At 65.3% G+C, this 25,077-nt stretch carries 22 protein-coding genes; 13 read left to right on the top strand and 9 right to left on the bottom strand.

Annotated elements, in window-relative coordinates; genetic code table 11:
* Positions 1-5: 5 nt before the first annotated feature.
* From Q9K01_RS10715 to Q9K01_RS10690, 6 genes are all read right to left on the bottom strand, one after another.
* On the bottom strand, positions 6-323 hold the full coding sequence (locus Q9K01_RS10715) for a GNAT family N-acetyltransferase (protein ID WP_305930243.1): 318 nt from the start codon (positions 321-323) through the stop codon (positions 6-8).
* A 192-nt stretch (positions 324-515) separates the two neighbouring features.
* Positions 516-1,613: an LPS export ABC transporter permease LptG gene (gene lptG / locus Q9K01_RS10710; RefSeq protein WP_305930242.1), complete on the bottom strand. Its 1,098-nt coding sequence runs from the start codon at positions 1,611-1,613 to the stop codon at positions 516-518.
* Positions 1,614-1,622: 9 nt separating this feature from the next.
* Entirely contained in the window at positions 1,623-2,849 is a 1,227-nt protein-coding gene (locus tag Q9K01_RS10705; protein WP_305930241.1) for an LptF/LptG family permease, read from the bottom strand.
* Positions 2,850-2,942: 93 nt separating this feature from the next.
* Positions 2,943-3,329 (bottom strand): ATP-dependent Clp protease adapter ClpS, encoded by a 387-nt coding sequence (gene clpS, locus Q9K01_RS10700; RefSeq protein ID WP_305930240.1) that lies wholly within the window; start codon positions 3,327-3,329, stop codon positions 2,943-2,945.
* Positions 3,330-3,588: 259 nt separating this feature from the next.
* Complete coding sequence (locus Q9K01_RS10695) at positions 3,589-4,260, bottom strand: phasin family protein (RefSeq protein WP_305930239.1); 672 nt, start codon at positions 4,258-4,260, stop codon at positions 3,589-3,591.
* Positions 4,261-4,343: 83 nt separating this feature from the next.
* Positions 4,344-6,254: a PHA/PHB synthase family protein gene (locus Q9K01_RS10690; RefSeq protein WP_305930238.1), complete on the bottom strand. Its 1,911-nt coding sequence runs from the start codon at positions 6,252-6,254 to the stop codon at positions 4,344-4,346.
* A gap of 137 nt (positions 6,255-6,391) precedes the next feature.
* Between Q9K01_RS10690 and Q9K01_RS10685 the strand changes: the two genes are divergently transcribed.
* Entirely contained in the window at positions 6,392-7,576 is a 1,185-nt protein-coding gene (locus Q9K01_RS10685; protein WP_305930237.1) for an LL-diaminopimelate aminotransferase, read from the top strand.
* Positions 7,577-7,660: 84 nt separating this feature from the next.
* Entirely contained in the window at positions 7,661-8,461 is an 801-nt protein-coding gene (locus tag Q9K01_RS10680; protein ID WP_305930236.1) for a crotonase/enoyl-CoA hydratase family protein, read from the top strand.
* An 87-nt stretch (positions 8,462-8,548) separates the two neighbouring features.
* Here Q9K01_RS10680 and Q9K01_RS10675 read toward each other — a convergent pair whose 3' ends face one another.
* A complete protein-coding gene (locus Q9K01_RS10675) occupies positions 8,549-10,072 on the bottom strand; it encodes an acetyl-CoA acetyltransferase (RefSeq protein ID WP_305930235.1) in 1,524 nt (507 codons plus the stop codon).
* Between the two features lie 74 nt (positions 10,073-10,146).
* On the opposite strand from Q9K01_RS10675, the gene Q9K01_RS10670 reads away from it, so the two are divergent.
* The 3 genes from Q9K01_RS10670 (at position 10,147) to Q9K01_RS10660 (ending at position 13,029) form a co-directional block, all read left to right on the top strand.
* Complete coding sequence (locus Q9K01_RS10670; RefSeq protein WP_305930234.1) at positions 10,147-11,124, top strand: NAD(P)H-dependent flavin oxidoreductase; 978 nt, start codon at positions 10,147-10,149, stop codon at positions 11,122-11,124.
* 11 nt (positions 11,125-11,135) lie between these two features.
* A complete protein-coding gene (locus Q9K01_RS10665) occupies positions 11,136-12,278 on the top strand; it encodes an acyl-CoA dehydrogenase family protein (protein WP_305930233.1) in 1,143 nt (380 codons plus the stop codon).
* A gap of 76 nt (positions 12,279-12,354) precedes the next feature.
* Positions 12,355-13,029 (top strand): response regulator transcription factor, encoded by a 675-nt coding sequence (locus Q9K01_RS10660; RefSeq protein ID WP_305930232.1) that lies wholly within the window; start codon positions 12,355-12,357, stop codon positions 13,027-13,029.
* Positions 13,030-13,102: 73 nt separating this feature from the next.
* On the opposite strand, the gene Q9K01_RS10655 is transcribed toward Q9K01_RS10660, so the two are convergent.
* Together Q9K01_RS10655 and Q9K01_RS10650 are read right to left on the bottom strand one after the other, a co-directional pair.
* The gene (locus Q9K01_RS10655; RefSeq protein WP_305930231.1) at positions 13,103-15,862 is read right to left on the bottom strand and encodes a TonB-dependent receptor domain-containing protein; all 2,760 of its coding nucleotides are present in this window, start codon (positions 15,860-15,862) and stop codon (positions 13,103-13,105) included.
* Between the two features lie 107 nt (positions 15,863-15,969).
* Positions 15,970-17,553 carry a hypothetical protein gene (locus Q9K01_RS10650; RefSeq protein ID WP_305930230.1) on the bottom strand — a complete coding sequence of 528 codons (1,584 nt, stop codon included), beginning with the start codon at positions 17,551-17,553 and terminating at the stop codon, positions 15,970-15,972.
* Positions 17,554-17,796: 243 nt separating this feature from the next.
* Here Q9K01_RS10650 and Q9K01_RS10645 point away from each other — a divergent pair, with 243 nt between their 5' ends.
* The 8 genes from Q9K01_RS10645 to Q9K01_RS10610 all read left to right on the top strand — a co-directional run bounded on the left by Q9K01_RS10645 (position 17,797) and on the right by Q9K01_RS10610 (position 25,074).
* On the top strand, positions 17,797-18,159 hold the full coding sequence (locus Q9K01_RS10645) for a hypothetical protein (RefSeq protein WP_305930229.1): 363 nt from the start codon (positions 17,797-17,799) through the stop codon (positions 18,157-18,159).
* A gap of 168 nt (positions 18,160-18,327) precedes the next feature.
* A complete protein-coding gene (locus Q9K01_RS10640; RefSeq protein ID WP_305930228.1) occupies positions 18,328-18,945 on the top strand; it encodes a lytic transglycosylase domain-containing protein in 618 nt (205 codons plus the stop codon).
* 7 nt (positions 18,946-18,952) lie between these two features.
* Entirely contained in the window at positions 18,953-19,252 is a 300-nt protein-coding gene (locus Q9K01_RS10635) for a TrbC/VirB2 family protein (protein ID WP_422785306.1), read from the top strand.
* Between the two features lies 1 nt (position 19,253).
* The gene (locus Q9K01_RS10630; RefSeq protein WP_305930226.1) at positions 19,254-19,538 is read left to right on the top strand and encodes a VirB3 family type IV secretion system protein; all 285 of its coding nucleotides are present in this window, start codon (positions 19,254-19,256) and stop codon (positions 19,536-19,538) included.
* A gap of 28 nt (positions 19,539-19,566) precedes the next feature.
* Positions 19,567-21,993 carry a VirB4 family type IV secretion/conjugal transfer ATPase gene (locus Q9K01_RS10625; RefSeq protein WP_305930225.1) on the top strand — a complete coding sequence of 809 codons (2,427 nt, stop codon included), beginning with the start codon at positions 19,567-19,569 and terminating at the stop codon, positions 21,991-21,993.
* A gap of 17 nt (positions 21,994-22,010) precedes the next feature.
* The gene (locus Q9K01_RS10620) at positions 22,011-23,168 is read left to right on the top strand and encodes a TrbL/VirB6 family protein (protein ID WP_340324267.1); all 1,158 of its coding nucleotides are present in this window, start codon (positions 22,011-22,013) and stop codon (positions 23,166-23,168) included.
* A complete protein-coding gene (locus Q9K01_RS10615; RefSeq protein ID WP_305930223.1) occupies positions 23,165-23,950 on the top strand; it encodes a TrbG/VirB9 family P-type conjugative transfer protein in 786 nt (261 codons plus the stop codon). Before Q9K01_RS10620 ends, Q9K01_RS10615 begins: the two co-directional genes overlap by 4 nt.
* Positions 23,947-25,074, top strand: coding sequence for a TrbI/VirB10 family protein (locus Q9K01_RS10610; protein ID WP_305930222.1), 1,128 nt, complete (start codon positions 23,947-23,949; stop codon positions 25,072-25,074). The genes Q9K01_RS10615 and Q9K01_RS10610 overlap by 4 nt, the downstream gene beginning before the upstream one ends.
* Positions 25,075-25,077: the final 3 nt, after the last annotated feature.

Raw genomic sequence — 25,077 nt, 5'->3', positions numbered from 1 at the left:
GCGTTTCAGCCGAGGAAGCGGATCATGGCGAGGCGCTGTTCGCGCTGCAGTCCGGCCCCGGCTTCGCGTTCCAGTTCGGCAGCGAGCCGGGGATGCCCTTCGGGATCCACTTCGACGAAGCCGAGCCGGGAGTACAGCGGCGCGTTCCACGGAACGTGGCGAAAGGTGGTCAGCGTCAGCGCTGCGAAACCTGCATTGCCGGCATCGATTCCACATGCCCGCATCATGATGGATCCGATGCCCTGACGTTGCCATTGGCTTGCCACGTCCATCTCGCGGATATGCAGTTCGCGCCCGTAGGGTTCGCCGACGAGAAAGCCCACGACGCGATCACCGGCCGTGGCGACGAGGCTGCGTCCCTTGGCGATCAGGGTGCGGTCGCTCGCTGCTGAGCGTTCGATCGGGTTCGATTCCTTCGACCCTTGGGTAGGCTCTCCACAATGCTGCGGCGCTGCGCTCGATCAGCGGGAGCGCCTCGGCGTCGTCAAGCTTGGCCAGTCGGATCGACCAGTCGCTCATTCCTCGGTGCGCACCAGCACCGTTTCTCCGACCAGAAAGAACAGCAGGAAAGGCGCCCAAGCGGCGAGAAACGGCGGATATCCGCCGAAATTGCCCATGGCGAGCGCGGCGTTGTCGACCACGAAATAGGCGAAGCCCAGCGCCATGCCGATGACCGCCCGCAGAAACAGCTGCCCCGAACGCGCCAGACCGAAGGCCGCAATCGATCCCAATAGCGGCATCAGCACCGAGGACAGGGGGCCGGACAACTTGTGCCACCATTTCGCGCGCAACTCCGTCGTGCGACGCCCGACTTCCTCGTAGCGCGCGATCGAATCCGACAATTCCCAGAACGGCAGCGTATCCGGATCGACAGCGGCGAAATCGATCTGCGACGGCGTGATCTGGTCGCCAACGACCAGCCTTTCGATCTTTTCCGAACCGGCATTGGCCACTTCGAAACGCGTCGCCTGCTCCAGCGTCCAACCGGGTTCGGCATAGGTCGCGCGCGGCGCCCGCACCTGCTCGACGATCATGCCCTCCGGGCTGCGGCGATACCAGGTCACCCCGGCCATCACGAGGTCATCCCCGCTGCCGCTGATCGAGGCGGCGGAGAGGACGTTCTGCCCGTCGGTCAGATAGATGTTCGCCCTGGTGGCGGATTCTGGGGGAAGTGCGCCGAATTCGGTTGCCTCCCATGCCTTGAGCGTTTCGGTGGCGCGAGTGACGACGCGTTCGTTGAAGGTGAAGCTGATCACCGCCACCAGCGCCGCGGTCAGAAGCAACGGCGCGAGTACCTGGTGCGCCGACAGCCCCGCCGCCTTCATCGCCACGACTTCGCTGTTCTGGTTGAGCCCCACGAGCGTGATCAGCGTCGCCAGCAGCACCGAATAGGGCAGGAAACGCGCGACCAGCTGCGGGATGCGCAGGCTGACATAGGTGAGCAGCTCGCCCTGGCCATTGCCTTCCACCGCGAGGATTTCGCCGCTGGTCGACAGCAGGTCGAGCATCATCAGCACCAGCAGGAGCATCACCAGCACCGCCAGGATACGGGTGATGAACATCTTGGCGAGATAGACGGTCAGCGTCCGCGACGGGAAGAAATCGAGTTGCATGCGTCCGTCCTACTCGGCGGGAGCGAGATGGCCATCCCGCGCTTTGCGGCGGCCCCTGCCGAACAGTCGGCCGATCCATTTCGCGCTCTTCGCAAACCCGGCCTCGAGCGCGCCGATGGCCTGCCCCCCGGGGACGAAGGCGACGCGATAATACATCCAGCCAATCAGTACTGCGAAGATCACAAAGGGGCCCCACAGCGCAAGGAACGGATCCAGCCTTCCCAGCGCCGCGATGTCTTCGCCGTATTCGTTCACCTTGTGATAGGCGACGACCATCACGATCGAGACGAAAACGCCGAGCGCGCTGGTCGAGCGCTTGGGCGGGATGGCGAGCGCCACCGCCAGCAGCGGCATCAGCAGCATCATTACCACCTCGACCATACGGAAATTGAAACTGGCCTGGCTCGCGTCGCGCCTGGTTTCGGGCTCCTCGGCGCTCCAGCCGATACTGAGCAGCTCGGGAAGGATATACTCGCGCTCCGCGTCGCCGCGATTGCGGAACTCCTCCATTTGCGGAAGGTCGATGGGCAAGTCGTGGCGCGTGAAGGTGAGCACGCGGGGTGTCTGGCTGCCGGTGTCCTGGACGATAGTGCCGTCGAGCAGCCGCAGGATGATCGTGTCGGGACTGTCGGTGGTGGCGAGGAAGGCGCCCTCGCGCGCCGAGATCGACAGGACCTGACCCTTGTCGTTGGCGACCCGCGCGAAAATGCCCTTCAGCTGCCGCCCATCGTCCTCGCTCTCCTCGATCCGCAGCGCCATGCGATCGGCCAGCGAGGTGAACTCGCCGACCTTGATCGAGGCGCCCAGCGCGCCCGATCGCAGTTCGTACTCGAGTTGCTCGTAGGTGTAGCGGCTGATCGGCTGGATGTAGAACACCAGCGCGATGTTCACCGCCATCAGCACGAAGGTGATGATGTAGGGCACGCGCAGCAGACGTCCGTAGCTCTGACCCACCGCGCGCATCACGTCGAGCTCGCTCGAGGTCGCGAGCTTGCGGAAGGCGAACAGGATTCCGAGCAGCAGACCGAGCGGGATGGCGAGGCTGGCGTATTCCGGCAGCAGCGTAGCCAGCATCTTGAAAACGACTCCGATCGGACCGCCTTCGACTGCGACGAAGTCGAACAGCCGCAGCATCTTGTCGAGCATCAGCAGCGACGCGGCGAGCGCGAACACGCCCAGCATCGGCACGATCACGAGCCGGAAGATATAGCGATCGATGCTGGGGATGAATTTCAACAAGGCGCGCCGTGACTGATCGGTGGTGGAGGGCTCGGGGGTTGCCCGCCTCTAGCGCGGAAATGTCTTCGGGTCATGCCCCGAAGCTGCGCTTCACGCCTTCTCGAGCGTGCATTGCAGCGGATGCTGATTCTGCCGCGCGAAATCCATCACCTGGTTCACCTTGGTCTCGGCGACCTCATAGGGGAAGATTCCGCATACGCCGACGCCCCGCTGGTGAACGTGGAGCATCACCCGTGTCGCTTCTTCCATGTCCATCCGGAAGAACCGCTTGAGGACGATCACCACGAATTCCATCGGAGTGTAGTCGTCGTTGAGCAGCAGCACCTTGTACTGGCTCGGCTTCTTCGGCTTGGCGCGGGTCTTGGTGGCTACACCGATCCGGCGCTCCGTATCGGCGTCGTTATCGCCCGTGCCCTCGTCCGCGGCGTGCGCGGGGAAGGGCGATTGGCTGTGGGAGGCGGCGATCAGTCGGAGCATTGAGCCTGCAATATCGTATGGCCGCGTCGCTTCGCAACCCATGGCGCGCAGATCAGGGCGGTTTCATGACAAAATAGGCCGTTCGCCGGGCGGTCCGCGTGCGGGACGGTGGGTGAGGGCGGGGCCACGAACGAGAAAACGGGCCGGACGGCATGCACACCATCCGACCCGTTGTCGTTTGTCTCCGGGCGCGGGAGAGAGAGGAGAGAGACGCCCGGCGACGGAAATCGTTACCGGCCCGGAGTCGGCACGGGCCGATTCAGGCGGCGTTCGAAACCTTCTCGGCCGCGACGCTGGCGCGGTTGGAAAGCGGTGCGAAAGCCTCGGTGACGAGCTTCATCATGGCTTCGGTGCTCTTCGAGGTCTGCGCGACGGCGGCGTCGAAATTGCGGCGGGCGATCTCGCCCTGCAGCTGGAACAGTTCGGTGGGCGATTTGATCGCGGCCATCTTCTTGACGTCCTCGGTCACCGTGTCGGCAGCGGTGCGGGCGTCTTCCATATAGGTGCGTCCCATGTCCTGCATGCCGCTGGCGAGCAGCTTGCCGGTTTCGACGAGCGCTTCGAGATTGCCCTTGTGGAATTCGGTGATCTCGCCGGTCAGCACGGCGCCCTTTTCGACTGCGGCCTTGGCACGGTTCTGCATTTCGGCAGCGGCGTCCTTGGCTGTGGCGGCGAAATCGGTGGTGGGGTTGGCAGTGGCCATGACGGTATCCTTGGGTTTGGTGATCGGGGTAGGCTTTCCGACGCGAGCCTTTTTCTTGCCCGCGCTGGTCTTCGAGATGGGCTTCTTCGTGCGCGAGACGGCTTTGGCGACCGCAACCGGTTCGACAGCGGCAGGAGCATCTGCGACCGCTTTTTCAACGGCCTTGAGGTCGACACCGGCGTCCCGAGCGGACCCGCTGGTCGTTACCTTCGGTTGCGTCTCGGCCATGCATTCCTCGCTTCTTGCTGCAATGCACAAATAGGATGCTGCAATTGCGAAGTCAAGGGTTTTGTGCACTGCACCATTGCTGGCTAGCGGGCCATGACGTAACGTCCCGGTGCGTCCTCGATCACCATGTCGCCACGCGAGCCGGGCTTGCGCTTCCCCTTGGCCGGGACCGTCTCGCCGTCCTGCGCGCGCAGCCATTCGATCCAGTCCGGCCACCAGCTACCGGGGTGTTCGATCGCGCCTTGCGTGAACTCTTCGAGGCTGCCTACCTCGGCCTCGTTGATCCAGTACTGGTATTTGTTTGCCTCGGGCGGGTTGACCACGCCGGCGATATGCCCCGAGCCGGCGAGCACGAAGCGAACCGGCCCGCTCAGGTGCTCGGTCAACCGCCATACGCTTTCGGCGGGAGCGATGTGATCCTCGCGCCCGGCCTGGATAAAGGTAGGAGTGCGGATCAGGTCGAGATCGATCGGCGTGCCATCGACGCTGAGTTCGTCCTTTTGCACCAGCCGGTTGTCGCGGTAGAGATCGCGCAGATACTGCTGGTGCCATTTCGCCGGCAGATTGGTGACGTCGCCGTTCCAGTGGAGCAGGTCGAAGGCGGGATAGTCCTCGCCCAGCATGTAATTGTTGACCACATAGTTCCAGATCAGATCGGTGCCGCGCAGCATGTTGAATGCCGCGGCCATGTAGCGGCCATCGAGATAGCCTTCGGGCGCCAGCGCCTCGATCGCCGCCATCTGCTGATCGTCGACGAGGTTGAGCAGTTCGCCGGCCTTCTCGAAATCGACCTGCGCGGTGAAGAAGGTCGCGCTTTTGACCCTCTCCTGCTCGCCGCGCCGGTGAAGCACCGCCAGCGTCGCCGCCAGCGTCGTGCCCGCGACGCAATAGCCGATCGCGTTGACGCTGGGCACATCGAGGCGCTCGCGGACATGATCGATCGCGTCGATCTGGGCACGAACATAGTCGTCCCACACCACATCCTTCATGCTGGCGTCGGCCGATTTCCAGCTGACCATGAACACGGTGAGACCCTGCGCCACCGCCCAGCGCACGAAGCTCTTCTTCTCGTTGAGGTCGAGGATGTAGAAGCGATTGATCCACGGCGGGAAGATGATCAGCGGGGTGGCGAGCACCTTCTCGGTGGTCGGGCTGTACTGGATCAACTGGTAGAGCGGGGTCTCATGGACCACCTTGCCGGGAGTCACCGCGATGTTCTCGCCCAGTTTGAAGGCCTTGGAATCGGTGTGGCTGAGCTGTCCGCGGCGCAGATCCGCCAGCAGATGCTCCATCCCCTTGACCAGATTGTCACCGCGCGTCTCCAGCGTGCGCTCGAGCACCACCGGATTGGTCAGCGGGAAATTCGCCGGGCTGGCGGCTTCGGTGATCGCCCTGGTGGTGAAGCGCAATTGCTCGCGCTTGTCGGCGGGCAGGCCCTCGATACGGTCGACCATCTCGCCGACGCGTTCGGCGAGGAACAGATAGGTCTGATGCAACAGCGCGAAGGCCGGATGCGCGCGCCATCTCTCGTCGGCGAAGCGGCGATCCTTGCGCGGGAGTTGCGGATCGCCTTCGGTCGCCTCATCCGCCTTGGGGCCGATGCCATATTGTCCCAGCACGTCTTCCCAAAGCCGGAAGCCCTCGTCCCACAGCGCCTTCTGCTGCTCGACATGCGCCAGCGGCATCTGCCGGAACCAGCCTTGCGCCAGCGTCATCCAGCGCGAGGGATCGAGATAGGGCAGCATCGCCTGCGGGTCGGACAAACGCTCGGTCTGGTACTGCAGCCACATTGCCTGCAGCTTCTGCCCGACCTCCGCCCAATGTTGCGCGTCCTCCGGCGTGACCTGCCGATCACCCAAGCCGCTCGCCAGCGGGGCGAACATCGCCTGCACCAGCCGAGCCTGTCCTTCGAGTGCGTGCGCGAAGGGGTCGGCTCGCGTTTCGTCGACCGGTTCGTCCGCCGCCGGCCTGTCGGTCTCCGCCTTGTCGATCATTCCCAATTCCCTCCCGCGCAAGCATGCCTTCGTGGCAGCCTAGATTATCCGCGCATCCGCTATAGCGACTGTCTTTGCGCCTGCGCCATGAATAGGTAATCAATGTGACAAGCGCCATTCGTGTCCCGGGAACCCACATGTCCGAAGACTTTTACCGCATCAAACGCCTGCCGCCCTATGTGATCGCGGAGGTCAACGCCATGCGGCATGCCGCGCGGCAGGCGGGGCGCGACATCATCGATCTTGGGATGGGCAATCCCGACCAGCCGCCGCCGCCGCACGTGATCGACAAATTGTGCGAGGTCGCGCGCAAGCCCAATGCGCATGGCTATTCGCAGTCCAAGGGCATTCCGGGGCTGCGCCGCGCGCAGGCCAGCTACTACCAGCGCCGCTTCGGGGTCGAACTCGATCCGCAAAGCGAGATCGTGGTGACGATGGGCTCGAAGGAAGGGCTCGCCAGCTTCGCTACCGCGATCACCGCTCCGGGCGATGTGGTGCTGGCGCCGAGCCCTTCCTACCCGATCCACACCTTCGGCTTTATCATTGCCGGAGCGACGATCCGTTCGGTCCCGACCACGCCCGGCGAGGAATATTGGCGAGAACTCGACCGGGCGATGCAATACACCGTTCCGCGCCCGACCATGCTGGTGGTGAACTACCCCTCCAACCCCACCGCCGAAGTCGTCGATCTCGAATTCTACCAGCGGGTGGTCGATTGGGCGCGCGAGAACGGGGTCTGGGTGATCTCGGACCTGGCCTATTCCGAACTCTATTTCGACGGTGTGCCGACGCCCTCGATCATGCAGGCCGAGGGCGCCAAGGAGGTCGCGGTCGAGTTCACCTCGATGTCGAAGACATACTCGATGGCCGGCTGGCGGATGGGCTTCGCGGTGGGTAATCGCGAGCTGATCGCGGCGCTGACGCGGGTGAAGAGCTATCTCGACTACGGCGCCTTCACCCCGATCCAGGCCGCCGCCTGCGCCGCGCTCAACGGCCCGCAGGACATCATCGAGTCCAACCGCCAATTGTACCAGAAGCGGCGCGACGTGCTGGTCGAATCCTTCGGCCGGGCGGGGTGGGAGATCCCCCCTCCCGCCGCCTCGATGTTCGCCTGGGCCAAGCTGCCCAAGGGGTTCGAAAGCATGGGCAGTCTCGAATTCTCCAAGCGGCTGATCGAGGAAGCCGATGTCGCGGTCGCCGCGGGGGTCGGCTACGGCGAGGAAGGCGAGGGCTATGTCCGTATCGCCATGGTCGAGAACGAGCAGCGCATCCGCCAGGCCGCGCGCAACATCAAGCGCTTCCTCGCGAAGAGCGGCGGTTGATCGCTTCGGCCAGACCCGAAGGGTGTGGACAGGGCCGCATCGCTCGCGCACCGTCCTCGGCGCAGTCTTCAGGAGAACCATCCCATGCAGCCCAATGATCGCGTATCCTTCGAGCTCGCCGACAATGGCGTCGCGCATGTCCGCCTGACCCGCGGCGACAAGATGAACGCGCTCGACCCGGCGATGTTCGACGCGATCATCGCTGCGGGGGAGCATGTGCGGACGCTTTCTGGCCTGCGTGCGGTGGTGCTGTCGGGCGAGGGGCGCGCCTTCTGCGCCGGTCTCGACATGGCGAGCTTCACCGCCGCGCCCTCGGGCGATGCCGCGCCGATCACCGAGCGCACCCATGGCAATGCCAACAAGTTCCAGGAAGTCGCCATGACCTGGCGCAAATGCCCGGTCCCGGTGATCGCGGCGGTGCACGGCGTGTGTTTCGGCGGCGGGCTGCAGATCGCCAGCGGCGCGGATATCCGCGTGGTCCACCCGCAAACGCGGATGGCGATCATGGAGATGAAATGGGGGCTGGTGCCCGATATGGGCGGCTATGCGCTGTGGCGCGGGCTGGTGCGAGACGACGTGCTGCGCGAGCTGGTCTACACCAACCGCGAATTCACGGGCGAAGAGGCGGTGCAATACGGACTGGCGACATTCGTCGATGAGGATCCGCTGACGAGGGCGCAGGCAATCGCCGATACCATCGCCAGCCGCAACCCCGAGGCGATCCGCGCCGCCAAGCGTCTGATGGACACGATGCTTGAGGGCGATACCGAAAGCATCCTGCTCGCCGAGAGCGAGGAGCAGGCTTCGGTCATCCGCAGGCCCAACCAGGTCGAGGCGGTGATGGCGGGCATGCAGAAGCGCGCGGCCAAGTTCACCGACCTGTGACGCTTAGCTAGAGCGCTGCCATTCTCTCCCCTCCCGTTGGGGAGGGGCCGGGGGTGGGCCTCCCCCTCGAGGGGGAGGAGAAGTGCTCTAGGCGGCGTCGGGCACCCAACGGCGCAGATCGTCCCCGGTCTCGCCGGCGAGGATCGTACCCGCGCTGCCCACCGGCTCGTGTGCCCCGCTGGTCAGAAGGTCGAGCGTCGCCTTGTCCTCGGGCGGAACGCTCGCCAAAGTCCGCGTCCCTGCGGGTGTCCGCGCCACGACGGTTCCGAGCCTTGGCGCACCGTCGCGGGCATAGTGCACCGTGTAGGTCTCTATTGCGGCCGGCCCGCAATAGGCCTCGTCGAGCGGAGGGATTTCTCCGCGCAAGGCGTCGGCCTCGGCCTGATAGTCGAAGTCCTGCGGGAATTGCGCCTCGGTCGGTTCGGCGGAGAGCAGGATCGTGTGGTTGTGCGTGGCATAGCCGCCATTGGCGAACAGCAGGCCACGCCCGCCGGTCTCGCGCAAGGTCTCGACCATGCAGGCCACAGCATGGCTCATGTAATTGCCGATCGGTCCGCCGCCGAAGGTCAGTCCGCCGAACCGCGTGATCGGCCTGTCCAGCGGCCAGTCGAGCACGCGGCGCGCCATTTTCGGGACGCAGGGGAAGCAGCTGTAGAGCTCGACATGGTCGAGATCGGCCGCAGTCACGCCGTTGAGTTCGAGCGTCCGCGCGATCGACACGGTCAGACCGGGCGAGCCGGCGTAGCTGTCGCGCTGGAGGAAATCGCCATTCTCATGCGCCGCGGCGCCATAGCCGATATGGATCAGCCGCTCCTCGGGGATCCCGCGCCGCCGCGCTTCGGCCAGGCTGGTGACCAGAAATCCGGCCCCTTGATTGACAGAGGAATTAGCCACCTGAAGCTTGGTGTAGGGGAATGCGAGTGGGCGGTTGCGCTCGGACGGCGTTACGATGTCTTCCGCCGCAACCGCATCGCGGATCCAGGCATGGTCGCATTGCGCGGCGATTTCGCTCATCCCCGCCCACAGCGCACCGCTCTCGGCCTGGCCCTCAGCGAGTGACTGGCCATAGGCGGCGCGTCCGGCGTTCTCGTAGAGCGGATAGACATCGACCGGCACCGTCAGCCCGTAGCTCTGCGCATAGCCTACGCGCCTTCGATGGCTGGCGTCGCGCAGGGCATTGGGCTTGTCCTCGCCCGCCTTCGCCTTGGCCGCAGCCAGCTGCGCCGCGGTCCGCAGCGCTTCCGCGCCGACCACCGCGCAGATCCGCGCCTCGCCCGCGCCGATGCGGTTCGCCGCTTCGTGCAGCAGGCGGATCGGGCTGTCGCCATTGGGCATCGCGGTCTGCTCGCTCTGCGCGGGCGCAATGCCGAGCGCTTCGGCGAGCTTGCCATCGACCGGGTTTAGCTGCGGCCAGGCCAGCTGGCTCACCACTGCCAGAGAATCGCATCCCGCCAGCAATCTTCCGCCCGCATCGCCATCCGCGCGGCGCAAGGCCTCCGCCATCAACCCGATCGGGTCGAGCCCATCCTCGGGCCGCTCGGGGCGATCGTTTACCTGCCCGACCCCCACGATCACCGGTGTGCGCTCGCCTGTCTCGTCCCGCTCGTCCATGCACCATCTCTCCCTTGCGCGCCTCTCGTACGACCGATACGCGTTGCAAAACGAAACACAAAGGGAGAGCCGCCATGAAGACCCGCATCACCGAAATGTTCGGTATCGAGCATCCGATCATCCAGGGCGGCATGCATTATGTCGGCTTTGCCGAGCTCGCCGCGGCGGTGTCCAATGCGGGCGGGCTGGGGATCATCACCGGGCTGACGCAGGGCACCCCCGAGAAGCTCGCCGCCGAGATCGCGAAATGCCGCGAACTGACCGACAAGCCCTTCGGCGTGAACCTGACCTTCCTGCCCAGCGTCAATTCGCCCGATTACGCCGGTTTGATCAAGGTCATCATCGAAGGCGGGGTGAAGGTGGTCGAGACCGCGGGCAACAACCCGCAGGCGGTGCTGCCGCATCTCAAGGATGCCGGGATCAAGGTAATCCACAAATGCACCAGCGTGCGCCACAGCCTGAAAGCGCAGGCGATCGGCTGCGATGCGGTCAGTGTCGACGGCTTCGAATGCGGCGGCCATCCCGGCGAGGACGACATCCCCAACATGATCCTGCTCCCGCGCGCGGCGGACGAGCTCGACATTCCCTTCGTCGCCAGCGGCGGGCAGGCCGATGCGCGCAGCCTCGTCGCCAGCCTCGCGATGGGCGCGGAAGGCATCAACATGGGCACCCGCTTCATCGCCACCAAGGAAGCGCCGGTGCACGAGAATGTGAAACAGGCGATCGTCGCCGCTTCCGAGCTCGACACAAGGCTGGTGATGCGCTCGCTGCGCAACACCGAGCGGGTGATGACCAACGACGCGGTCGAACGGCTGATCGAGAAGGAGCGCAAGCTCGGCGCCGATCTCAAGTTCGAGGACATCATCGAGGAGGTCGCGGGGGTCTATCCGCGGATCATGATGGAGGGCGAGATGGACGCCGGCGCCTGGTCCTGCGGCATGGTCGCCGGGCTGATCCACGACATCCCGACCTGCAAGGATCTGATCGACACGATCATGGCCGAAGCCGACCAGATCATCCGCCAGCGCCTGACCGGCTTCCTGAACGCCTGAGGACCAGACCCATGCTCGATACCGCCAGCCGCACCGCCTATAGCGACGACCACGAAGCCTTCCGCGGCACCGTCCGCAAGGTCTTCGCCGAACACATGACACCCTATCTCGATCGCCACGAGGAAGAGGGCATCGTCGGGCGCGAGGCGTGGAAGGCGCTGGGCGAGGCGGGGATGCTGTGCCCCACCGTCGCCGAGGAAAACGGCGGGTTGGGGCTCGATTTCGGCTTCAACTGCGTGGTCACCGAGGAACTGGCCTATCTCGGCAGCTCGGCCGGTTTCACGCTGCAGAACGACATCACCGCCAATTATTTCGAGCGGCTGGGGACCGACGAGCAACGCGCCAAATATCTCCCCGGCATGGTCTCGGGCGACGTGATCACCGCCATCGCCATGACCGAGCCGGGCGCGGGCAGCGATCTGCAGGGCATCCGCACCACCGCCACGCTCGAAGGCGACCACTGGGTGGTCAACGGCTCCAAGACTTACATCACCAACGGCCAGAACGCCGATTGCGTGATCGTGGTCGCCAAGACCGATCCCAGCCAGGGCGCCAAGGGGACCAGCCTGATCCTGGTCGATGCCGGGACCCCCGGGTTCGAGCGCGGGCGCAATCTCGACAAGATCGGCCAGCATTCGGCCGACACCTCCGAACTGTTCTTCCAGGATTGCCGCGTGCCCAGGGACAATCTGCTCGGGCAGGAAGGCCGCGGTTTCATCCATCTGATGGAGGAGCTGCCGCAGGAACGGCTCTCCATCGCCGTCGGCGCGCAGGCGGGGGCGCAGCGCGCCTTCGACGAGACGGTCGCCTTCGTGAAGGATCGCAAGGCCTTCGGGCGCACCGTGATCGAGTTCCAGAACACCAAATTCGTCCTCGCCGATCTCAAGGCCAAGCTGCAGGTCGGCTGGGCGCATCTCGACTGGGCGATCACCCGCCATCTGCAGGGCAAACTCACCACCGACGAGGCCAGCGCCGCCAAGCTGTGGCACACCGAATTGCAATGGGAGTGCTGCGATACCGGGCTGCAATTGCATGGCGGCGCGGGCTATATGAACGAGTATCCGATCGCCCGGCTGTGGCGCGATGCGCGCGTCCAGCGCATCTATGGCGGGACCAGCGAGATCATGAAGGAAGTGGTCGGCCGCGCCATTTGAATTTCGCCAGCGCTGCCGTCACAATCGGGTCACACTAGCCAGCCAATCCGGAGGCTCTCCCAAGGAGGGGCCCGGGGTGGAAACCGTCACGATATTCCTGACCGCCGAACTCGGCGAAACGCTCGACGCATTCGAGCACGAAGGCACGCGCTTCGTCTTCGCACGACTGGGAGCCGATGGGCCGGACCGGCTGGCCGAAGGCGCGGTCTGGGTCTTCGTCGACTGGGTGCTCCCCACAATGGCGGGGCTCGAGATGTGCCGCCGGCTGCGCGCCGATCCGCGGATGCAGGATGCCCATGTGACCATGGTGCTCGAAAGCGGCGACGCCGAGGATTGCCGCCGCGCGCTGCAGGCGGGGGCGGACGATTATCTGATCGGCCCGCTCGATCGCCGCAGCGTGCTCGACCGGGTGCTGGCGCTGCGCTCGCCGCTCGAGCAGCGCCATCTTGCCAAGGTGCTCGATCTCGGTCCGCTGACGATCGACATGGGCTCGCTGCAGGCGCGCTGGGCTGGCAAGCCGGTCAGCCTGCGCCCCAATGAATTCCGGCTGTTGCGGTTTCTTGCCGAGAACCCCGACCGGGTGCTGACCCGCCAGGCGCTGATCGCCGGGCTGGGCAAGGACGGGGACCCGATCGACGAACGGACCGTGGATGTCTGGGTGGGGCGGTTGCGCCGCGCGCTCGAAGCGGCCGGGGCCGAGCCGCCGCTGCGCACGGTCCGCTCGGTCGGCTACGTCTACGATTCGGTCTGAACCTTACAGCGCAACAAAAGAAAAGGGCCGCCCCGCAGGACGGCCCTCGCTCTACTGGTGAAGCCCGCCCGGCTCAGAACTCTGCGGAGAGCCCGACCCCGAAGCTGCGACCGACCTCATAGGTGTTGATGTCGATCCGCTTGGTGCCGTTGTCCTGGAACTCGAGATGGTCGCGCCCGGTAAGATTGCGCGCTTCCAGTTTGAGCTCGAGTGGAATGCCGAAGGCGTCGAGCCCCTGGCGATAGACCAGATCGACCCGCAGGCCCGGATCCTCGACGATGTCGGGCAGCGATGCGGTGCCGCGGCTGGTCACCCGCTCGCTCGCGTAGCTGAGCAGAACGGTGAACTGCTGCAGCTCCTCCTGATCTTCCAGCCCGAGCTGGAGATTGACCAGATGGTCCGACTGACCGGTCAGCGGGACACCGTCGCGGAAGAAGTTGGTCGCCGGCTGATCGGCGAAGGGGAAGACCCGCGCGATGTCGTCGGGTCCGACCTTCAGTTCGGACTGGGTGTAGGTGTAATTGGCGATCATCAAGAACTGTTTGCTCTCCCAGAACCCGCCCCAATCATACAGGTCCCACGTCACCTGCGTCTCGAGCTCGGCGCCGTAGAGAGTGGCCGAGGGAGCATTGGCGAAGCCGCTGATCTGGTCGTTGTCCGAAAAGCTCGAGAAGACCTCGATCGGATTCTCGATATCCTTGTAGAAGCCGGCGAGGCTGATCCGGTCGCCACCGCCGAGGTAATATTCCAGACGTGCTTCGTAATTGGTCAGCTCGCTGTCGATCAGCCGCGGATTGCCGTTGAACTGGCGGTTGGTCTCGGGATCGAAATAGGTCTGGAAGATCAACTCGCGAAACTGCGGCCGGGCGATGGTTGCGGATGCGCTGATCCGGGCCTGCAGGTCGGGTGTGATCTCATAGGTCAGGGTGCCCGCGGGGAGGAAATAGTCGTTCGCGATCAGCGTCGAACTGGCGGAACCCAGCGGAGTTGCGAAGACTTCGACCGGATCGACGGTCTGGACCGCGTCTTCGTAGCGCACGCCGGCGTCGAGCGTCAGTCCGGGAGCCGCCGTGATGTTGAGCTTGCCGTATCCGGCATGGATCTTCAGCGTCGCCGCGAAGGCAGGGTCGGATTGGGTGGTCTCGAAAATATTGAATTGGAACGGGTCGAAACCGGCCGCGGCCTGCGCTTCCGGACTGAAACCGAGTTCTATCAGCGAATCCCCCAGCAGATTGTCGGGTCGGAAGGCGCCCAGGACATCCGGGAAGCCGGTCGAGGCGCGGATATCGAATTCGCGCCGGGTCGAGAACCGCTCGGTATCGGTATAGGCGTAGCCCACCGTCGCGCTCAGCCAGTCCGTCATCAGATAGCTGATGTCGATCCCGCCGTAATAGAGATCCTCGGTGAGATCCGAGAAGGAGACGATCGCTCCGCCGCGCTGCGGGTCGAGCGTGTTGAGGAAGAGATCGCCTAGCCGGTCGTTGGGATTGTTCGTCCGCGTGTAGGTGAACTCCCAGTCGAATGGCGCTTCGCGCTGCGTCTGGGCGTAACCCCCGCGCAGGTCGACGGACAGATCGCCGAATTCGAGCTCGCCGACGAACTGCGTATCGAGCAATTGGCGTTCGAACCACGCGGTGTTCTGGATCAGATCGGTATCGTCGTTCTGGAAATCCGTTCCCAATTCCAGCGAGGCACGCTTGAGCGTGTCGCGGATGAAGACATTCGTGAAGCGAAACTGATGTTCGCCGACTTCCAGGCCGAAGCCGAGCAGGGCGTTGGCCAGGATCCGGTTGTCGGTGACGAATTCGACGAAATCGCTGTCGAGATCGAGATCGGAATTGATCGCGCTTTGCGAGATGATGCGGCGATTGCGCCATTTGTTGCTGAGCGAGGCGGTGGCGATGACGCCGAACCGACCGGTCTCTCCGAAGTCGAACGACGTGCCGGCGGTAATTCCCCCGGACATGTTGATCGGGAGCATGTCGTTCTCTTGCAGCAGGATACGGTTGGGATTGCCGAGCTCGAGCAATATGCCCTTGGTGTCGACATCCTGATCGCCGATCCGCGCGCCGCTGTCCAAGAAGCCCTGCAACTGCGGCCCGGGATCCCGGCTGCCGTCGTCGAAGCCGAACCAGTCGTATTGCGAGCCGTAGTAGGTATACCCCTTGGAGAAGGTGGTCTGCTCGTCGCCGCTTCCGCTGACGCTGATTTCCAGAAAGCTTTCGTCGGGGATGGCTTTGGTGGTCAGATTGATCACGCCGCCGCCGAATTCGCCCGGGAAGTTCGCGGAATAGGTCTTCTGCACCAGCGATGATGCGATGACGCTGGTCGGGAAGATGTCGAGCGGCACCACCCGGCTGAGCGGCTGCGGCGAGGGCAGGGGAAGCCCGTTGAGCAGCGCCAGCGAATAGCGATCGCCCAGCCCTCGGACGTAAACCAGGCCGTTGCCGGCGGTCGAGAGGCCGGTCACCCGGCTCAGCGCCCCCGCGATGTCGCCTTCGCCGGTGCGCGCGATGCTTTCCGCGCTGAGGACCGAGACCACCTGCGTGGAGGAGCGTTCGGGATCTGTCCGCCGCCGCCCGGTGACGACGATCGTGCCGCCGCCGCCGGGGATGGAGACGTCGGGCTGCTGTTCTTCGAGCGCGTCGGGTTGCTGAGTCTGCGCGGTGCCTTGCGCGGTATCCGTCAGAACCTCGTCGGCATTCTCGTCGGGCGTCGTTCCCTCCGCGCCGGTGTTGGGCGGGCCGCCCGTACCTTGCGCGTAGGCGTGGCCCGGGAAGGACAGCGCGGTTGTGAAAAGCAGCAACCCTGCCAGCCGCTTACCAGTCGACATGTGGTGTGACCCCCTCATTTGCGGTCGTAATTTCAAGGAACCGAGGGCTCCTGCGTTGGAAGAGGGGAGCGACCGCCCTGCGGCGGCCACTCCCCGGTTCCGTCCGATCAGTAGACCGGCAGCGAAGTGCAGTCGGAGACGCCGGAATCGAATGTCACCGTGGCGGAGTTGCACGTCCAGCCGTTGATCCAGGTTTCGTTGCCCGGATAGACCGCACCGATGTTGGTCGGCACCACGAAGAAGGTCGAGAACACCGTCGGGTCGAACACCGGGACCCCGTTCTCGTTCGCGCCGTTGACGAAGGTCATCGAGAGGGTGTCGGTGAAGTTGGCATTGTTGTTCGAGCCCGCGTCGAAGACTGCCTGGGTCTGCGCGGCCGTGGTGCCGCCGGAGCCGTTGCGGAAATCCGTGGCGCAATCGAGCACGAACGAGTTGAACACCGGCGGCCCAGCCTCGTCCAGGGCAGCATTCGCGCCGCGAAGCGTGATCGCCTGATCGATGCGCAGGCAAGGCGTGGCAGCGGAAGCATCGACCAGGATCGAGTTCACGATCGCATAGTCGGTGCCGCCGCGGATGCGGATTGCATGGTCCTTCGCACCGCTGTTGGCGATGAAGGTCGCGTTCGAGATCCGCGTGTTCTGGCGCGGAAGCTGCTCCTCGAGACCGTTGGTCGAGTCGGCTTCGATGATGCCGTCGCCGACATTGGGCCGCTGCACGGCGATTACGAATTGCAGGTTCGCCTTCACTCCGGTGTCGGTGTCGATCGAATCGTCCTCGGCGCCGACGACGATCAGCCGCTTCATATTGACGAAGCCGCCGAAGAATTCGACGCCGTCATCCGAGCTGTTGTAGCTCATGACGCGATCGAAGGTTGTCTCGGTTCCGGTCCCACCGGTGGTGAGCGACTGCAATTCGTTGTCGCCCGAGAGGACGAAGCCCGAATAGCGGATCTGCACGTAGGCCAGGTCGCCCGAATCATCGTTGGTGGTGGTCCCGCCGAACAGCGCCGGCTGGGCCGCGCCTTCGACCTGACGTTCGCAATTGATCGAGCCCGCAGCGGCACCCGGCGCGATACAATCGGTCACGGGAGCGCGACCGGCGAGGACGATACCGCCCCACTGGCCCGAAGAGTTGACGTTGTTCAGGCCCTGAACATTGTCGCGGCTGGTGAAGATGATCGGGCGCGACTGGGTCCCCACGGCGCTGATGTCGCTGCCGCGGTTGACCATCAGGAAGCTCGACCCGCTGGCATAGGTTCTCACACCCGGCTCGAAGGTCAGCGTGACGTTGCTGTCGCTCAGGCCATCGCTGGCGTCTGGGGCGGGGCCGCCGTCGGTCCCGACATCCACGCGGCCATTCATCCGGTAAAGCAGGCCCTGGTTGAACGGCAGCGTCGTCGAAGCGGTAAAGCGCGCAGGCAGGGTGCAGACGCGATAGGTGCCGGTGGGGCCGCTGATCGTGCCGCTGTCGGTCAGCTGGTCGGGATTGGAAATGGTCGGGCAGCCGGCTGCGGCAGTGACCAGCGAACTGGTCGGCGTCGGCGTCGGCGTGGGGGTTGGCGTCGGCGTGGCCGGCGGATTGTTGATGGTGATGTTCCCGCCCGTTCCCGGCGAGACGATTTCATCGGCACCGCAGCTCGCCAAGGCGAGAGCGGAGGTACCAATTACGAACGAGCGAGTGATTGTTTTCACGGTTTGCGGTCCCCTCAAAAACCGGATGGAAAGGCGCGAAATTCTGATCGCGAATCACCCGCTAGGCCCGCCACGTGACAGTTTTGGTCTCTCCATGACATTTCCGCGACAATCGCCGGAGAAAGCCGCTTCGATGGATAGATGCGGCAGGATATGACTCAACAGTGACAATGTTACAGATATGTTGCAGGGGCTTTTGCGATGTGTTCAAACGGCTCTTCATTGAACTGAAGGAGAGAGATCATGTTCGGGCTCGCAGAGGGGATTGCCATTCTGGCCATGGTACAGGCACCGGTCGCAGACGATTTCGGGCATCAGGCTCTGGTCGAGGGACGCGATGCCGCCGCGATCGCCGCGATCATGGACAACGACCAAATCGAGAACGACGATCCGGCGCGGCTGATCAATCTCGGTATCGCCTATGCGCGCAAGGGCGATGAAGCGCTGGCTCGGCAATTGTTCGAGGCTGCGCGGGACAAGGCCGAGCGGGTCGAACTCGAAACCGCCGAGGGCGAATGGATCGACTCCCGCCGACTCGCGCGGCAGGCGCTCGCTATGCTCGAGCGGGGCGAATTCGCTACCGGCTCCCGCGTTGCGGCGCGATAGGTCGGTTCGGGCCCGACCGGTTCCTGACGGATAAAAGGCGCGAACCCTCGGTTCGAACTTCGCACTGAAGATTTCTTTGTCACCCGCGTGTCATGTATAGCCCCCATCGGGGTTCTGACTGTGGAGGGCGCCATGATTCGTGCCGCGTGCACGCATAGCCTCCTGGCGATGAGCTTGGCCTTCGGTGCCACGCAAGCCAGGGCGGACGTGTTGCAGATTGATGGAGAAAACGCACGCTGGATCGCCGGCGGCGCATCCGTCGTGTCGGATCGCGAAACCGTCGATGTCGAATTCGACACCGGCCTCCTTGATGGTGTCGATGCCGAAACCGGGTTTTCGACCGGTATCGCACATCCCGAACACATTGTCGGCGACGCCGCCCGCCATGCGCAGGGCGTGCCGCAGGCCTACCGCGCCAAAGTCGCCGAACTCGCCCGCCGGTTCGATCTCAGCGCTTCATTGATCGAAGCATTGGTCTGGCAGGAAAGCCGCTGGCGCGCCGATGCGATCTCGCCGGTCGGTGCGCGCGGATTGGCGCAGCTGATGCCCGGCACGGCGCGCGAACTGGGGGTGAACCCCGATGATCCCTTCGCCAATCTCGAAGGCGGCGCCCGCTATCTTCGCGAACAGCTCGACCGCTTCGACGGCGATCTGGAGCGCGCTCTGGCTGCCTACAACGCGGGGCCGGGAAGGGTCATCCGCGCCAATGGCATCCCGCGTATCCGCGAGACCCAGCATTATGTCGCGGCCATCATGGGCCGCCTGTCCGATCATTCCCGGGAGTAGCTTTTCGATGCGTTCGATGTTCCGTATTCTTGCCCTGGCGCTGTTCGCCGCACCGACCGCCGCGCTGGCGCAGGCCGCCGATCCTGCGGGATCGGGCCCGGTCGTGGCAGCAGTCGGCTGGCTGCAGGGCACGCTGCTCGGCAATGTCGCCACCGCGGTCGCGGTTATGGCGGTCGCCGCGGTGGGCTTCATGATGCTGACCGGGCGGCTCAACTGGCGCTTCGGCGCCACGGTGATCCTGGGCACCTTCATCCTGTTCGGAGCCGCCTCGATCGTCGCGGGCATCCAGCAGGCGGCGGGCGCCTGAAATGCAGCAGCTCGTCCGCCACCCCGTCCATCGCGCGCTCACCCGGCCGCAGATGTTCGCCGGGGTGACGTTCAACTATTTCATCATCAACGGCATGGTGACGACCGAGCTGTTCCTGATCACCGGCAGCTTCTGGGCCTTGCCCGCCGCGCTGCTCATCCACGGCATCGGCTATTTCGCCTGCCTGCGCGAACCGCGCATCTTCGATCTGTGGATCACCAAGGTGTCGAAATGTCCGCGGGTAAAGAATTACAACCGCTGGGGCTGCAACAGCTACGCCGCCTGAGGCGTAACGGACGAAGGACCGCGACCGCATGAGCAAATGGATCGGAGCTGCCTCCTGGAGCGCCAGGGAAGCGCGCGCGGGCGACCGGCTGCCCTATGCGCGGCTGGTCGACGGCAACACGCTCCTGCTGCGCGACGGTTCGCTGATGACCGCGCTGCAGGTGCCTGGCCTGCTGTTCGAAACCGAGGACAGCGAAGCGCTCAACGCCCATGCGGCGACGCGCGAGATCATGCTGCGCTCGACGCTGGATGCGCGCTTCGTGATGTATCACCACGTGGTGCGGCGCCGCGTCGAGGTCGATCTCGAGGGTGTCTATCCCGACGATCTGAGCCGCCATATTTCGGAGCGCTGGAAGGAGCGGCTCGGTTCGGGCTCGCTGTTCATCAACGACCAGTTCGTCACGCTGATCCGCCGCCCCGCGCGGGGCAAGGCTGGCCTTGTGGAACGCGCAGCCAAGAGCTGGCGCCGCAAGGGTCGGGCCGAGATCGAGGCCGACCCCAAGGACCTGCGAGCGCTGAAATCCGCCGCGACCGGGCTGATGGCTTCGCTCGCCGCCTATGGGGCGCAGCCGCTGGGCGATTACACCGGACCGCAGGGCGCCACCAACAATGAGCTGCTGGAACTGCTCTCGGCGCTCTACAACGGCGAAATGCGGCCGGTGCGGCGGCCTGCCGACGATGTCGATATCGGCAATATGCTGCCCTATCGGAGGGTTTCTTTCGGGCTCGATGCGCTGGAGCAGCGCGGCTCGGGCGCGCCCGAATTCGCCGCGATCCTGGGGCTCAAGGATTATCCCGAGGCGACCAGCCCGGGTCTGCTCGACGCGCTGCTGCGGTTGCCCTTCGAGATGGTGGTCAGCGAGAGCTACGCGCCGCAGGAGCGGCAGACCGCGCGCGAGCGGATGGATCTGGCGATCCGCCGGCTCAAATCCGCCGACGAGGAGGCGGCCGCCGAGCGGGCCGACATGCTCGCCGCGCGCGATGCGCTGGGCAATGGCGCAGTGGGTTTTGGCGATCATCATCTCACCGTGCTGGTGCGCGAGCGTGATCTCGCTCGGCTCGACGATGCGACCGCCGCCTGTGCCGCAGCGCTGGCCGATACCGGCGCGATCGCGGTGCGCGAGGACACCAATCTGGAACCCGCCTTCTGGGGCCAGTTCCCCGGCAACGAGGGCTATCTGGTGCGCCGCGCGCTGATCTCGAGCGCCAATATGGCGAGCTTCGGTTCGTTCCATGGCTTCGCGCTGGGCAAGGCCGAGGGCAATCACTGGGGCGAGGCGGTGACGCTGCTGCAGACGACCAGCGCGACGCCGTTCTTCTTCAACTTCCACCATGGCGATCTGGGCAATTTCTCGGTCATCGGCCCCTCGGGCTCGGGCAAGACCGTGGTGATGAACTTCCTCGCCGCGCAGGCGCAGAAGTTCAAGCCGCGCACCGTGCTGTTCGACAAGGATCGCGGCGCCGAGCTGTTCATCCGCGGGATCGGCGGGCGCTACGATCGTATCAGCGCGGGCGAGCCGACCGGTTTCAACCCGATGGCGCTTGCCGACAACGCCACCAATCGAGCCTTCCTGCGCGACTGGCTGGGCGTCCTGCTCAAGGCCGAGGGACCCGAAGAAGCCGCGACCATCGCCGCTGCGGTGGACGCCGCCTACGCCAACGACGGTTCGCTGCGGCGGCTGCGCCATTTCAAGGAGCTGCTCTCGGGCACCCGTCGTCCTCAGCCGGGCGATCTGGCCGACCGGCTTGGTGCGTGGATCGGCGAGGGCGAGAACGGCTGGTTGTTCGACAACGCCGAGGATCGGCTCGATCTCAGCACGCGGGTGGTGGGCTTCGACATGACCGCGCTGCTCGAAAACCCCAAGCTGCGCACGCCGACGATGATGTATCTGTTCCACCGGATCGAGGAGCGGCTCGACGGCGATCCGACCATGATCCTGATCGACGAGGGCTGGAAGGCGCTCGACGACGAGGTCTTCGCCGCGCGGATCCGCGACTGGCTCAAGACGCTGCGCAAGCGCAACGCGCTGGTCGGTTTCGCCACCCAGAGCGCGCGCGATGCGCTCGAAAGCCGCATCTCCACCGCGCTGGTCGAACAGACCGCGACCATGATCTTCATGCCCAACAGCCGCGCGCGACCCGAGGATTATTGCGACGGGTTCGGGCTGACCCAGCACGAGCTGGCGCTGATCCGCACGCTGCCCGCCCACAGCCGCTGCTTCCTGATCCGCCAGCCCGATGCCAGCGTGGTGGTCCGGCTCGACCTCTCGGGTGCGCCCGAAGTGCTGACCGTGCTTTCGGGACGCGAGGGTTCGGTGCGCCGGCTCGACCTGCTGCGAGAAGCGGTCGGCGACGATCCGGCGGACTGGTTCCCCTCGCTCACCGGCGCGGCCTGGCCGGGCGGCGGCGCGAACGACAGCCTCGGCTACATTCCCGAACGACTGGCCGCCGAATGACGGTGAATTGCCAGCAGGTGGCCCAGGAGGTCGGTTCGGGCGTCGCGGCGGCGCTGCGCGCGGTCGATTGCACTGCGGGCAATCTCACCGCGCAGGCCTTCGGGCGACTGTTCGCCCCCGGTGGCTCGATGGCCACGGTGCTGACCATCTTGCTCACGATCTATATCGCGATTTTCGGGCTGCAGTTGCTGACCGGCCGGTCGAGCATCGGGGTGCGGGCCCTGACCCCGCGGATGATCACCGTGGGTCTGGTGCTGACCTTCGCGACCAGCTGGGTCGCCTATCAGAGCGTGGTCTGGAACCTGGCCATCGGCGCTCCCGACTGGCTGGCGGGCGTGCTGACCGGCACGACCGAATCCGCCACCACGACCTTCGCGCAGAAGATCGATGTGGTGTTTCTTGCGATCCAGCAGGCGAGCGCGGGCGCCGAGGACATCTCCGCATTCTCGCCCGAGGGGATGATGTGGCTCGGGGCGATGCTGTTCATGCTGGGGACCGTCGGTCTGCTGGTAACCGCGCGCATCGCGCTGGCGGTGCTGGTGGCGCTGGGGCCGGTCTTCGTCGTCATGGCGCTGTTCGAGGGGACGCGCGGTCTGTTCGCCGGCTGGCTCAAGGGCGTGACCATGCTGGCGCTGGCACCGCTGTTCGCGGTGATCGGCGGCAGCGTGATGCTCGAACTGGCGGTGCCGGTCCTGTCTACGCTGGTGGCGACACCGGGGCAGGTCGATGCGCAAGCGGCGATGGGCTTCTTCATGATCGGCGCGGTTCACGTCGCGCTGATGGTGCTGGTTCTCAGGACAGCCGCGACCATGGTGGGCGGCTGGACCGTGTTCGGTCTCGCCCGCTCTGAAAGCGACCGTCAGGATGCGCCCACAGTCATCCATACCTCCACGCCCGCAGCCGCCGCGGGGCAACCCGCGACCGAGCAGGCGCGGGCCACCTCGCAGGTGCTGGCGCAGGCGCGCCGCATCGATATCGCCGCGCAGCCGGTTGCCATGCCGGCCAATGACGCGGGCGGGTCGACGCAGACGGCGCAGGCCCGCACCACCCGGGTTTTCAACGCCGCTTCGGGCGCCGCTCCGGCGCAGCCCGGTATCCCCCCGATATCGCGTGCGCATGGCGTGGGAAGCCGCTTCCGCTCGGCCAATACGAGTCCTCTGGAGTCCAAGAAATGATCCGTCCCACCGCTACCGCGTTGGCGCTCGCCCTGTTCGCCGCGCCTTTGTCTTCGCCGTTGTCGGCGCAAGACGACCGGCTGGTCGAGATACCCTATGACGAATCGCGGGTGGTCCGGGTCAACGGCCAGGTGAAGGTCCAGGCCACGATCCGCTTCGACGACAGCGAAGCGATCGAGAACGTCGCCATCGGCGACTCTACGGCTTGGCAGATCACGCCCAACAAGCGCGCCAACCTGCTGTTCGTGAAGCCGCTCGAAGCTCGCGCCTCGACCAACATGACCGTCGTGACCAACAAGCGCACCTATCTGTTCGACCTGGTGGCGAGTCCGAATGCGAAACCGCTCTACGTCCTCAGCTTCACCTATCCCGATGAGCCGAAGGAAGAATCGCCGCAGCTTGCCGGCGCAATCCCTGCGGCAGAGGCAAGCGCAGATCCGCTTGCGTCGGTCGATCCCGCGGAGCTCAACTTCGCCTGGGCGGCTTCGGGCGACACGGCGCTGCTGCCGGTGCGCATTTTCGACGATGGCGAGGCGGTGTTCCTTACCTGGCCGCAGGGGCGCGCCGTTCCAGCCATCCTCACCACCAATGCCAAGGGCGATGAGGGGCCGGTGAACTTCACGGTGCGCGAGGATGTCATCGTGGTCGACGGTGTGCCGCGCGAGATCGTGCTGCGCTCCGGCGAGGGGAAAGCCACGCTCGTCAACACCGGCCCAGAACGGACCCGACGCGAAACACGCGCTGAAACGGCTCCCGTTTCGGCAGGAAAGGTGGGATCATGAAACTGGCCATGCGCATGCCGCCCAAGAGCGGGATCTCCGGACCTGCCAACGACGTCGATCCGCGCGACGATGCGGATGCCGAGATCATCGATCTGGCTCAGCGTAACAGCTTTCCGGCGGTCGCCGCCAGGAAGGGGCGCAGCGAAGGGGTCGGGATGGTCGCGGGTATCGCGCTGGTCGCCGCGCTGGGTGCGGTGACGCTGTGGAGCATGAATTCGGCGCGCGTCGCCGAACCCGAAGGGATCGGAAGCGCGCAGCCTGCGCCGCAAGCTGCTGCCGCGCCGGTGCCGGTCGCGGCACCGCTTACGGCTGAAGCCGCCGCGCCCGTGCCGATGGCGCCGCCCGCGCCCTACGCGGATCCGGCACCTTCGCCGGTGTATTCGGCGCCGCCGCAATCGATGCCGGCGAGCAATCCCTATTCAAGCCCGACGCTGGTGTTCGATTCCGGCTCCTCCGCGGCGACCTTGCAGGCCGGCCCGACCGCAGCCGGCGAAGCCGCTGCAACGAGCGCTACCGGCAATTCGGCTAGCGATTTCGCCAGCCGTGTGGGCGGTGTCGGCGGCGCGCCGGCGCAGGCGAAGGCGATGACCAATCCATCGACCACGGTGACGCAAGGGACGTTGATTCCCGCCGTGCTCGAGACCGCGATCGACACCAACGTTCCGGGTTATGTCCGCGCAGTGGTCAGCCAGGACGTCAAGAGCTTCGACGGGACCCGGGTTCTGGTTCCCCGGTCGAGCCGGCTGATCGGTCAGTACCAGTCCGGTCTCCAGGGCGGGCAAAAGCGCGCCTATGTGATCTGGACCCGGATCATTCGGCCCGACGGAGCATCGGTGAACCTCGCCTCTCCGGCGATCGGTTTCGACGGGACCACCGGGCTCCAGGGCAAGGTCAGCAACAGCTTCTTCAAGCGGTTCGGTTCGGCGATGCTGTTGTCGGTCGTGGGCGGCCTGAGCGCACTCGGGTCGGGCGGCGCATCGGTGGTGCTGGGCGGTGCGGGGCAATCGGCCGCTAGCGTCGCTGCGCAGCAGGATGGCCAGCGCGGTCCGACGGTGCGCGTGCGCCAGGGCGAGCCGATCCGCATCTTCACCGCGCGCGATCTCGACTTCACCCAGGTAAGCTGAGGC

Source organism: Qipengyuania benthica (genome assembly GCF_030717865.1).
Classification (GTDB): domain Bacteria; phylum Pseudomonadota; class Alphaproteobacteria; order Sphingomonadales; family Sphingomonadaceae; genus Qipengyuania; species Qipengyuania benthica.
Note: the sequence above shows the minus strand (reverse complement) of the source record. Positions and strands in the feature narration are given on the sequence as shown.

What these genes read in the sequence shown, in the direction of transcription:
- lptG (WP_305930242.1), bottom strand. Translation starts at nt 1,613, where the DNA reads ATGCAACTCGATTTCTTCCCGTCGCGGACGCTGACCGTCTATCTCGCC.
- clpS (WP_305930240.1), bottom strand. Translation starts at nt 3,329, where the DNA reads ATGCTCCGACTGATCGCCGCCTCCCACAGCCAATCGCCCTTCCCCGCG.
- Q9K01_RS10695 (WP_305930239.1), bottom strand. Translation starts at nt 4,260, where the DNA reads ATGGCCGAGACGCAACCGAAGGTAACGACCAGCGGGTCCGCTCGGGAC.
- Q9K01_RS10690 (WP_305930238.1), bottom strand. Translation starts at nt 6,254, where the DNA reads ATGATCGACAAGGCGGAGACCGACAGGCCGGCGGCGGACGAACCGGTC.
- Q9K01_RS10685 (WP_305930237.1), top strand. Translation starts at nt 6,392, where the DNA reads ATGTCCGAAGACTTTTACCGCATCAAACGCCTGCCGCCCTATGTGATC.
- Q9K01_RS10680 (WP_305930236.1), top strand. Translation starts at nt 7,661, where the DNA reads ATGCAGCCCAATGATCGCGTATCCTTCGAGCTCGCCGACAATGGCGTC.
- Q9K01_RS10675 (WP_305930235.1), bottom strand. Translation starts at nt 10,072, where the DNA reads ATGGACGAGCGGGACGAGACAGGCGAGCGCACACCGGTGATCGTGGGG.
- Q9K01_RS10670 (WP_305930234.1), top strand. Translation starts at nt 10,147, where the DNA reads ATGAAGACCCGCATCACCGAAATGTTCGGTATCGAGCATCCGATCATC.
- Q9K01_RS10665 (WP_305930233.1), top strand. Translation starts at nt 11,136, where the DNA reads ATGCTCGATACCGCCAGCCGCACCGCCTATAGCGACGACCACGAAGCC.
- Q9K01_RS10655 (WP_305930231.1), bottom strand. Translation starts at nt 15,862, where the DNA reads ATGTCGACTGGTAAGCGGCTGGCAGGGTTGCTGCTTTTCACAACCGCG.
- Q9K01_RS10645 (WP_305930229.1), top strand. Translation starts at nt 17,797, where the DNA reads ATGTTCGGGCTCGCAGAGGGGATTGCCATTCTGGCCATGGTACAGGCA.
- Q9K01_RS10640 (WP_305930228.1), top strand. Translation starts at nt 18,328, where the DNA reads ATGAGCTTGGCCTTCGGTGCCACGCAAGCCAGGGCGGACGTGTTGCAG.
- Q9K01_RS10635 (WP_422785306.1), top strand. Translation starts at nt 18,953, where the DNA reads ATGCGTTCGATGTTCCGTATTCTTGCCCTGGCGCTGTTCGCCGCACCG.
- Q9K01_RS10630 (WP_305930226.1), top strand. Translation starts at nt 19,254, where the DNA reads ATGCAGCAGCTCGTCCGCCACCCCGTCCATCGCGCGCTCACCCGGCCG.
- Q9K01_RS10625 (WP_305930225.1), top strand. Translation starts at nt 19,567, where the DNA reads ATGAGCAAATGGATCGGAGCTGCCTCCTGGAGCGCCAGGGAAGCGCGC.
- Q9K01_RS10615 (WP_305930223.1), top strand. Translation starts at nt 23,165, where the DNA reads ATGATCCGTCCCACCGCTACCGCGTTGGCGCTCGCCCTGTTCGCCGCG.
- Q9K01_RS10610 (WP_305930222.1), top strand. Translation starts at nt 23,947, where the DNA reads ATGAAACTGGCCATGCGCATGCCGCCCAAGAGCGGGATCTCCGGACCT.